The organism is Mesorhizobium yinganensis (assembly GCF_040081985.1).
In the GTDB taxonomy this organism is placed as follows: domain Bacteria; phylum Pseudomonadota; class Alphaproteobacteria; order Rhizobiales; family Rhizobiaceae; genus Kumtagia; species Kumtagia yinganensis.
This window is the reverse complement of the sequence record NZ_JBEBMH010000008.1, coordinates 249974-259858: the sequence shown is the minus strand read 5'-3', so window position 1 is coordinate 259858 and position 9885 is coordinate 249974. Positions and strand designations below refer to the sequence as shown.

The window sequence follows — 9885 nt, the reverse complement described above, 5'->3', positions numbered from 1 at the left end:
CTTCGCCTTGAACTTGTAGAAGGTCGCAGCCGAGATGCCGTGCTTGCGGCAGACATCCGCCGTCTTCGCACCGGCCTCCTGCTCCTTCAGCATCCCGATGATCTGTTCTTCCGTGAACCTCGAAGGTCGCATCATCCGTCTCCATGATCGACGGACTCTACCCAAATCTGGAGGAAGTTCAGGGTCTCAGGTCAATTTTATTGCGCTGTCGTCGGCTGCATTGGCCTGATCGAAGTACGTGCTCGCTCCCTCCACTACCGACCCTATAATCAAAATCACGCCGCCGACTATTACTCCGAATTTCACGACACCGGAGAACGAAATTTCTGCACCAAGCAGCTTTATCGTCGCTCGGCTTTCTCCCTCATTCCCTTGTTTCAAGTTTGGAAAAAAGGCGCCAACAAACGTCAGCACCGCGCCGAGGGTCATCTTGGTCCACGAAACGAATGCAAGCGCCGCAAAAATTGCTGCGAACACTCCCATTTCGCCGATAAGAAGGAGTAGCTTGGCCATTGTTTTGACCCGTTCTACACAAACAGAATATTTGAAGTTCATCTGAAAGTGAAGTAGCTGCTGAAAACACCGAGTGGGCTCTGTGCAATGTCAACTCGGACCGAATAACCTCCTTTATCACGGCTGACGATGTGAAGTGTTTTCCCGCGAGAGGCTTGCCTCGATCAGCCGGTCGGCATTTTGCGCGACGGTAGCGGCGGGGCCACCCGGCCCGAACAATTGCCCGCTGATATACGCGCCCTCGATCAAGAGCAGCAGCCCGTCGCCCAGTATATCGGGGTCGGGTGCGCCCATGTCCGCTGCCATCTCGCGCAGGCGACGCCGCAGTTCGCGCTTGTTGGCTTCGCCGACGGCGCGGGCCGGATGGTTGGGCTCGGGATACTCGACCGCCGCGTTGGTCATACCGCAGCCGCGATAGCCTTCCATGACGGCGCGCTCGCCGACGCGCGACAGGAACGCAAAAATCTGCTTGCGCGGGTCGCCCGGATGCGCGGCGACCGCCGCGTCGAAGCGTTTCCAGAATTCCTGGTCGTAGACTTTCAGATAGGAGGCCGCCAGATCGTCCTTGGAGGCAAAACTGCGGTAAAGGCTGGGTTTTGTGACGCCGGCCTGGCGGACGATCTCGTCGACGCCGATGGCGCGGATGCCTTCCCGGTAGAACAGTTTTCGTGCCGTATCCAGAATACGGTCGGCGGCGCGCAGGCTCTGGCGGCTGCCGTCGGCTTCCGACGTTGGTCCAACGGTTTTTTCGTCGTTCATGGGTTTGGTCGCTTGAAAATGTTACTGAACGGTACGTATCTCTCGCCTCAAGATACGTACCGGTGAGTCACATGACAATAGCAAAACCGCATCCGCTGGGCCAGCGCTACGCATTCGTGGTGGTCGGCGTCATTTTTCTCTGCCTGCTGATAGCGGCCGGCCTGCGTTCGTCCATGTCGGTGATGATGGTGCCGCTGGAGGACGCCTTCGGCTGGCGGCGCGACGTGATTTCGCTGGCGGCCGCCGTCGGCATCTTCATCTACGGCCTCGCAGGACCGTTCGCGGCGGCGCTGATGGATCGCATCGGGCTGCGGCGCACGCTGCTGGCGGCGCTGCTGATCATGTCGGGTTCGACGGCGCTCAGCCTGCTGATGACCGAACCGTGGCAGCTCATTGCCACATGGGGCGTGATGTCGGGTGTCGGCTCGGGCGCGGTGGCGACGGTGCTGGGCGCGACCATCGTCAACCGCTGGTTCAAGACCAATCGCGGCCTGATGATGGGGCTGATGTCGGCGAGTGCCGCGACCGGCCTGCTGGTGTTCCTGCCGGTGCTGGCGGCGCTGTCGCAATGGGGCGGCTGGCAGCCGGTGGCGGTCGCGGTGGCCATAGCGACCGCCGCGCTGGTGCCGATCGTCTGGCTGCTGGTGCCGGAGCGGCCGTCGTCGATCGGTTTGACGCGCTACGGCGCCGACGGCCCGGAGCCGCAAGCGGCGGCGGTGTCGGGCAATTTCCTGACCCACACGCTGTCGACCCTGCGCAAGGCGGCGGGAACGCGCGTGTTCTGGTATCTGTTCGCCACCTTCTTCATCTGCGGCTTCACCACCAACGGGCTGGTCGGCACGCATCTGATCGCGTTCTGCGGCGACATGGGCATTCCCGAAGTGCAGGCGGCGGGGCTGCTCGCGGTGATGGGCGTGTTCGACCTGATCGGCACGACCTTTTCCGGCTGGCTCACCGACCGTTTCGACGCGCGCAAGCTTCTCGGCATCTATTACAGTATCCGGGGGCTGGCGCTGATCTACCTGCCTCTGTCCGGTTTCTCGCCCTGGGCGCTCGCCGTTTTCGCCGTGTTTTACGGGCTCGACTGGATCGCCACCGTGCCGCCGACCCTAAAGCTGTCCAACGAGGCGTTCGGCGACCGCAGCGGGCCGCTGGTGTTCGGCTGGATCGTCGCCGGGCACCAGGTGGGCGCGGCGGCGGCGGCCTTCTTCGGCGGCTACATGCGGGAACTGCAGGGCAATTACGACCTTGCCTTCCAGATCGCCGGCATGACGGCGATCGTCGCCGCGGCGCTGTCGCTGCTGATCGTGCCGACGCGGCGCGAGGAGTTCGGCGAGCCGCAAGCGGCGTGAGCGGTAGGAGACAGTCAGTCCGGCAGGCCCGCTTTGCGATACCCGTCAATGAGATGGTCGCGCGTCGCGCCATCTCGAAAGGGTTGCGAAGCGGCCCAATTGCCGATCGTGAAATGTGGATTGCTCGCCATGAACAGCGCGGCTTCCTGGTGCGCCTCGTCCATTCGTCCCAGTTGTGCGAGGCTTGCCGCGAGCAAGCGCCTCGAAATCGTTCGGTAGGTGGCTTCATTGCGTAACGTGGCGACTGCCAGTTCATATTGGCGGGCGGCGTATTGCGCGAACCCCAAATCCCAATAGTACCATCCGGGCGGGTGCGGGTTCAGGCGGAGTGCTTTCTGGACCTGTTCGATCGCGGCGGCCGGCTTGCCGCTCAACACCGAAAAGTCCGACATGTCCGCCCAGGCATCGGCATAGTTCGGATCAATCTCGATCGCGGCCGCGAACTGCGCATCCGACTCGGGCCAGCGCCGTTCATAGGCCAGCAAGTGTCCAAGGACGAAGCGGCAACCGGCGTCGTTCGCGTCAAGCTTGACGGCTTTTTCCGCCATGGCAACGGCCATCGGCCGATTGATTTCAGCCGGCTCGCCCCATTGGGCCCAGGCCTGCCAGAGGTGAAAAGCCAGGAGCCGATGGGCCTCCGCATAGTCCGGGTCGAGCATGATCGCGCGCTCCAACAAAAGACGCGATTCGCGCGACGCGGCCGGCGAAATACCGATCAGCGCCCGGCCACGCACGCAAAGATCGTAGGCTTCCACGCTTTTGGGGCGAGTGCGGGCAGGCGGGGCCGTCAGCCGCCCCACCAAAGCCTCCACGATCTTGGCCGTGACCTCGTCCTGCACAGCAAAAATATCCTGGAGATCGCGGTCAAACCGATCCGCCCAGAGATGATTTCCGCTGACGGCATCGACCAACTGAACGTTGATGCGCACGCGACCGGCGGCACGCCGCGCGCTGCCTTCCAGCAGATAGCGGACGCCAAGATCGCGGGCGATCAGCCGGATGTCGATCGACTTTCCCTTGTAGGCAAAGGTCGAATGGCGCGCGATCACGAACAGGCTGGCATTGCGCGAAAGATCGGTGATCAGGTCTTCGGTCAACCCGTCCGTGAACACTTCGTGTTCGGCGTCGCCGCCCATATTGGTGAAAGGCAGGATGGCGATAGACGGTTTCGACGGCAGCGGCAGTGGCCCGGTGTCGTCGGCTTTCCGGTCTGCGATTGCCGAATGCCGCACCCGGTAGACGCGCACGGGTTCGGCGATATTTTTCAGCGACTTATGCCCGAGGTCGTCGAAACCGGTCTCCAGCTTCCGCTTGACTTGATCGAAAACGCTGCCGGAGACGATGATGTCCGCCGGTTCGCCGATGCCTTCCAGCCGCGCCGCGACGTTGACGCCGTCGCCATAGAGATCGCCGCGCTCGACGATCACGTCGCCAAGGTTGATGCCGATGCGCAGTACGATGCGGCGGTCGACGGGCAGGGGAGCATTCGCCTCCTGGGTCCTCCGCTGCAGGTCGAGGGCGAATTTCACGGCGTCGACCGCGCTGCCGAACTCGACCAGCAGGCCGTCGCCCATGACCTTGACCAGCCGGCCGGCATGCTCGGCGAGCAGCGGTGTCAGAATTTCGCGCCGGCGCGCCTTCAGCGCCGCCAGTGTTCCCGCCTCGTCGACCTCCATCAGCCGACTGTAGCCGACCACGTCCGTGGCCAGGATCGCGGCGAGCCGGCGATGAAGGCGTTCTTCCGACATGAGGACGGTATCCCCGAATATCCGCCGACGATAACAGCATTGGCGGCGTCTTGGGGAGTCGACGCGGATTTGTCTTCGGCGGATGCCGGCGGCCGCTTAACCGACGGTCCGGCTTTTCAGAGTCATCCCGCAGATTTCAGCCGCCACAAGCTCCTGCAGCCGCCACAGATTGCGGTCGCGAATGCCGAATTCGCCGAGCTTTGCGACCGTGTTGTAGAGATAGGCCGCGTTGGACCCGATATGGCCGCAGGCCCGCGCGATGCGGCGAGCGGCCTCTTCGAGCGGCAGCCTGTCGAGGATGAAGCTGCCTTTCGGGCCGGCCCAGAAGGCGAGCGCCTTGAACCGGCCCTCATCGCTCGCGGCGTGCAGCCAGCGGATGGATGCCATGTCCTCGGGATAGCTGGTCTCGCGCCAGATCATGTCGAACAGCAACTGCCGGCGGTTCTCGTCGGGCAGGCGGAAGGCGACGCCATGGCAGATACCGCCGCGTATGATCGCCATCATCAGACCCGGCTGTTCGTCGGACCCACGCCAGCGCCGCATGTCCATGCAGAAGGAGCGATGCCAGCCATAGGCCGTGGCGCGGCGCGCCTCGACCGCGTCGAACACCGGCTTCCAGATCAGCGAGCCGTAGGCAAAGACCCACAAGGGTTCGGCGCCGCACTCGGCGTCGAACCGGGCCGCCGCCGCGTCGATCTCGTCTTTTGTCAGTTCGACGAGGCCGGGTTCCGGCCCCGGATCGGCAACAACCCGTTCGCACAGCGCGACAAGTTCAGGCGTGAGCGCCATTGCGTTGCTTGCAGCCATCGGGAATCCCCCACTCATGCGCAGATTAGCGGCTTTCCGGGACGGCTCAAGGTCACCTTAAGGCGGCGGGGTTCGGGAGCGAGGGCCGCAAGGCACAGGTGGGATGGTTGCGCGGCACGGCTGTTCTTGCTACGTTCCTGTCCTGGGCTTGGCTTAAGGATCGGGCCTTGCGAAGTGCCTTCGAATCCTCTCTTTCAGGCCGATGGAATTTTCTCCGCAGCAGGACGATGCGCTGAAGGCGGTGGCGCGCTGGCTGAAAGCCGGGCGGCCGCAGATATTCCGGCTGTTCGGTTATGCCGGCACCGGCAAGACGACGCTTGCCCGCTATTTCGCCGAGCATGTCGACGGGCAGGTGCAGTTCGCCGCCTTTACCGGCAAGGCCGCGCAGGTGCTGCGCTCGAAGGGCGCCACCAACGCCCGCACCATCCACTCGCTGATCTACAGGCCGCGCGGCGAGGAGACGGTGGCCGACGAGACGACCGGCAAGACTTCGATATCGCCGACCTTTTCGCTGAACCGCCAGAGCCCGATCATGCGGGCGAAACTCGTGGTCGTCGACGAATGTTCGATGGTCGACGAGCAGCTTGGCCGCGACCTGATGAGTTTCGGTACGCCGATCCTGGTGCTGGGCGATCCCGGCCAGTTGCCGCCGATTTCCGGCGGAGGGTTCTTCACCGAGCATGAGCCGGATTATCTGCTTACCGAAATCCACCGGCAGGCGCGCGACAATCCGATCATCCGGCTGGCGCTCGACGTGCGCGAGGGCCGGGAATTCATGCGCGGCGACTACGGCACCGCGCAGGTCATAGGGCGCGAGGATGTGACGCAGGATCTCGTGCTGAAGGCCGACCAGGTGCTGGTCGGCACCAACCGCACGCGAAAGCGCTACAATGCGCGGCTGCGCGAGTTGAAGGGTTTTACCGCTGACTATCCGCAGGCCGGCGACAAGCTGGTCTGCCTGCGCAACGACCCCAACAAGGGGCTGCTCAACGGCTCGGTGTGGAAGGTGATGACGTCGGCGCGGGAAACCGTGAAGCCGGGCATCAACCTGCTGGTCTCGCCGGAAGAGGACGATCCGGATCGCGGCGTCGCGAAAATCAAGCTGCTGAAGGCGGCGTTCGAGGACCCGGACGCCGAGATTCCCTGGCAGCAGAAGAAGCGCTTCGACGATTTCGACTATGGCTATGCGCTCACCGTGCACAAGGCGCAGGGCTCGCAGTGGAACGACGTCGTGCTGTTCGACGAGAGTTTTGCCTTCAAGGATACGCGCGAGCGCTGGCTTTATACGGCGATCACGCGGGCTGCCGAACGATTGACCGTGGTGCGCTAACAGTCACTCCGGCTGATCCTCGATCCAGTTCCAGGCGTCGTCCTCGTCGTCAGCCAGAAATTCCCTGAATTCGACCGGCTTTGCGTCGAGGAAGATGCCGTGGATGGCGGCAAGCCCAGCTCGGTCGCCAACCACCGCGCAGCGCCGGACATGTTCGGACGCGAGCGTTTTTCCCTGCTTCATCGTGTCCGGCGAAACCTCCCGCCATTCGCAGCCTTCGTTGTCGATGACCCGCAACAGCACGTCGATGCGTGGGTCGATGGCGCAGGCCGCCTCCAGCAGGCCGAACAGGTTCTCAATGTCGGCGGGTGAGACGTGCCCGACGACGTCGAAGGCGTGCAGATCGCGGCGGCCGGTGTCGATGCGGCGGACCGCGGGGACGGCTTCGAGCATGTTCATGGCAACTCTCCCTCATGGCTTCCGATTGTCCTGAACACAAAAATCTCCTTTCCGTTCCCGGCGCCGGGCCTATAGGGGTGGCAAGGATCCACGAGAACAATACCATGCCTGCCAGACTTTCCGTGAACCTCAATGCCATCGCCATGCTGCGCAACCGCCGTGACCTTCCCTGGCCGAGCGTCACCGGCCTCGGGCGGATCGCGCTTGCCGCAGGCGCGCATGGGCTGACCGTGCATCCGAGGCCCGATCAGCGGCATGTGCGTTTCACCGACCTGCCGGAAATTCGCGCGCTGATCGACGACGAATTCCCGCAGGCGGAGTTCAACATCGAAGGTTATCCGGCGGAGGAGTTCCTCGAACTGGTCGAACGCACCGAGCCCGAGCAGGTGACTTTAGTACCGGACGATCCGTCGCAGGCGACCTCCGACCATGGCTGGGATTTTGCCGCGTATGCGGATTTTCTGCGGCCGGTGGTGCGCAGGCTTAAGGGCAGAGGATTGCGGGTTTCGCTTTTCGCCGATCCCGATCCGAAGGGGCTGGACATTGCACGCGCGCTGGGCGCGGATCGCGTGGAGTTCTACACCGGGCCCTACGGAAGCTGCCATTCGGATTCAGCAAAAGCCGCCAAGGAACTGGAAAGATTGGGGAAAGCGGCCGATGCCGCGCTGGCTCTCGGGCTGCAGGTCAATGTCGGCCACGACCTGACTGTCGCCAACCTGCCGGCGCTGATGAAGCGCATCCCGCGGGCCGCAGAAGCCTCCATCGGCCACGCCGTCACGGCGGATGCGCTGGAGTTCGGCATGAGCGAAACCGTGCGGCGGTTCCTCAAGGCTTGCGGCTGGTAGGATTGCCCTATCGGCGGACGGTATTTGTGCGCTATCTCATTCCGGCAGTTGCTATTGCAGTGCAGCAGGGGTAGAGCACCGCCCGTTTTGCCGGAGACGCCGAGTAGATGGCCATGGAAGGCTCAGCGGAGGACGCAAAGTCACCTCCGGTTGCCAGCGAGCACTCGCACGATACGCGCGTCCTCATGCTCGGTGCCCTGGGTGTCGTCTATGGCGACATCGGCACCAGCCCGATCTATGCCTTCCGCGAAGCGCTGGTGGCGTCGGCGAGCGACGGCCTGCCGGTGCGCGACAACGTGTTCGGCGTGCTGTCGCTGATCGTCTGGGCTTTGACGATCATCGTCACGGTCAAATACATCAGCTTCGTGCTGAGGGCGGACAACCGCGGCGAAGGCGGAACCCTGTCGCTGATGGCGCTGGCCCGCTCCAGCTTCGCCAACCGGTCGCACTTCATCCTGATTATCGGCATTCTGGGGGCGGGGCTGTTCTATGGCGACGCGGTGATCACGCCGGCGATCTCCGTCCTGTCGGCGGTGGAGGGGATGAGCGTCGTCACGCCGACCTTCGACCCGTTCATCGTGCCGCTGACGCTGTTCATTCTGGCCGTATTGTTTTCGGTCCAGCGCTTCGGCTCGGGGCGCGTGGCGAGCGTGTTCGGGCCGATCACCGCGGTGTGGTTCCTGGCGATCGGTGTTTCCGGGCTGATGCATATCATCCACGATCCGGAAATCCTCTATGCGCTCAATCCGGCCGAAGGCATCCTGTTCCTGGTCCGCTCGCCGGATGTCGCCTTCGTCACCGTCGGCGCCATCTTTCTCGCCGTGACCGGCGCCGAGGCGCTCTATGCCGATCTCGGCCATTTCGGGCGGCGGCCGATCGTGCTCGCCTGGCTTGCCATCGTGTTCCCGTGCCTGTTGCTCAATTATTTCGGACAGGGAGCGTTCGTGCTGGCCAAGGGCGAGACCATCGGCCATCCGTTCTTCGAGATGAACGAGGGCTGGACGCTGGTGCCCATGGTGGTGCTCGCCACCGCCGCGACTGTGATCGCCAGCCAGGCCGTCATCTCCGGCGCGTTCTCGCTGACGCGGCAGGCGGTGCAGCTCAACATCCTGCCGCGCTTCGAGATCCAGCATACGTCCAAGACGCAGTCGGGCCAGATTTATCTGCCGCGCGTCAACCTGCTGCTGGCGCTGGTGGTGATGATGCTGGTGGTCGGTTTCGGCGAATCGAGCGATCTGGCCTCCGCCTACGGAATCTCGGTCACCGGCAACATGCTGATGACGACCATCCTGCTCTATGTGGTGATGACGCGAATCTGGAAATGGCCGCTGGTGTGGGCGGTATCGCTGACCGTCGTCTTCGCGATCATCGATGTGGGCTTCTTCGCTTCCAACATCGTCAAGGTCTTCGACGGCGGCTGGGCGTCGCTGGCGGTCGCGGTCTCGGTCGTGCTGATCATGACCACCTGGGTGCGCGGCACGCGGCAGCTCTTCGAAAAGACCCGCAAGAACGAGATCCCGCTCGACTTCCTCTCCGCCAACATCGCCAAGAAACCGCCGCACCTGGTGCCCGGAACCGCGGTGTTCCTGACCAGCGACCCGCAGAGCGCGCCGACGGCAATGATGCACAGCTTGAAGCACTACAAGGTGCTGCACCAGCAGAACGTCATCCTGACCGTGGTGACCGCGCCGCAGCCGGTCGTGCCCGACGAGGAGCGGGTCAGCATGGAGACCGTGAACGAGCTGTTCACGCGCATCTCGCTGACGTTCGGCTACATGGAGCGGCCGAACATCCCGAAGGCGCTGGCGATCTGCCGCAAGCAGGGGTGGAAGTTCGACATCATGACGACGTCGTTCTTCCTGTCGCGGCGCTCGCTGAGGCCTTCGCCGAATTCCGGCATGCCGGCCTGGCAGGACAAGCTGTTCATCGGGCTTGCCCGAACGGCGGCCGACGCGACCGAATATTTCCAGATCCCGACGGGGCGCGTGGTCGAGATCGGCACGCAGGTCGCGATCTGAGGCAGGCGCGCCGCGCGTTTGTCCTGTTCGACAGTCGGTCGGATCGTGCCGCTACGTAGCGCCTGCCGGAGCGCTCAAGCGGCACCGCCGCTCCACTGGGATGCGGCACGGGGC

The 9885-nt window shown here is 63.7% G+C and carries 10 protein-coding genes; 4 read left to right on the top strand and 6 right to left on the bottom strand.

Features of this window, described 5'->3' with window-relative positions; translation table 11 throughout:
* The 3 genes from ABMA59_RS17440 to ABMA59_RS17430 all read right to left on the bottom strand — a co-directional run.
* On the bottom strand, positions 1–132 hold a 132-nt coding region (locus ABMA59_RS17440), incomplete at its 3' end, for a transposase (RefSeq protein ID WP_349006656.1).
* 54 nt (positions 133–186) lie between these two features.
* Positions 187–513, bottom strand: a complete 327-nt coding sequence (locus ABMA59_RS17435; RefSeq protein ID WP_349006644.1) for a hypothetical protein — start codon at positions 511–513, stop codon at positions 187–189.
* A gap of 117 nt (positions 514–630) precedes the next feature.
* Complete coding sequence (locus ABMA59_RS17430; RefSeq protein WP_349006643.1) at positions 631–1272, bottom strand: TetR/AcrR family transcriptional regulator; 642 nt, start codon at positions 1270–1272, stop codon at positions 631–633.
* Positions 1273–1343: 71 nt separating this feature from the next.
* Between ABMA59_RS17430 and ABMA59_RS17425 the strand changes: the two genes are divergently transcribed.
* Positions 1344–2624 carry an MFS transporter gene (locus ABMA59_RS17425; protein WP_349006642.1) on the top strand — a complete coding sequence of 427 codons (1281 nt, stop codon included), beginning with the start codon at positions 1344–1346 and terminating at the stop codon, positions 2622–2624.
* A gap of 14 nt (positions 2625–2638) precedes the next feature.
* Here the strand turns inward: ABMA59_RS17425 and ABMA59_RS17420 are convergent, their stop codons facing one another.
* Positions 2639–4372, bottom strand: a complete 1734-nt coding sequence (locus tag ABMA59_RS17420; RefSeq protein WP_349006641.1) for an adenylate/guanylate cyclase domain-containing protein — start codon at positions 4370–4372, stop codon at positions 2639–2641.
* A gap of 96 nt (positions 4373–4468) precedes the next feature.
* Entirely contained in the window at positions 4469–5179 is a 711-nt protein-coding gene (locus ABMA59_RS17415; RefSeq protein ID WP_349006640.1) for a gamma-glutamylcyclotransferase, read from the bottom strand.
* Between the two features lie 202 nt (positions 5180–5381).
* Between ABMA59_RS17415 and ABMA59_RS17410 the strand changes: the two genes are divergently transcribed.
* On the top strand, positions 5382–6509 hold the full coding sequence (locus ABMA59_RS17410) for an ATP-dependent DNA helicase (RefSeq protein ID WP_349006639.1): 1128 nt from the start codon (positions 5382–5384) through the stop codon (positions 6507–6509).
* Positions 6510–6512: 3 nt separating this feature from the next.
* Here ABMA59_RS17410 and ABMA59_RS17405 read toward each other — a convergent pair whose 3' ends face one another.
* Positions 6513–6908, bottom strand: coding sequence for a SpoIIAA family protein (locus tag ABMA59_RS17405; RefSeq protein ID WP_349006638.1), 396 nt, complete (start codon positions 6906–6908; stop codon positions 6513–6515).
* 104 nt (positions 6909–7012) lie between these two features.
* Here ABMA59_RS17405 and ABMA59_RS17400 point away from each other — a divergent pair, with 104 nt between their 5' ends.
* Together ABMA59_RS17400 and ABMA59_RS17395 are read left to right on the top strand one after the other, a co-directional pair.
* Positions 7013–7753 carry a pyridoxine 5'-phosphate synthase gene (locus ABMA59_RS17400; protein WP_349006637.1) on the top strand — a complete coding sequence of 247 codons (741 nt, stop codon included), beginning with the start codon at positions 7013–7015 and terminating at the stop codon, positions 7751–7753.
* A gap of 107 nt (positions 7754–7860) precedes the next feature.
* Positions 7861–9771, top strand: coding sequence for a potassium transporter Kup (locus ABMA59_RS17395; protein WP_349006636.1), 1911 nt, complete (start codon positions 7861–7863; stop codon positions 9769–9771).
* Positions 9772–9885 lie beyond the last annotated feature (114 nt).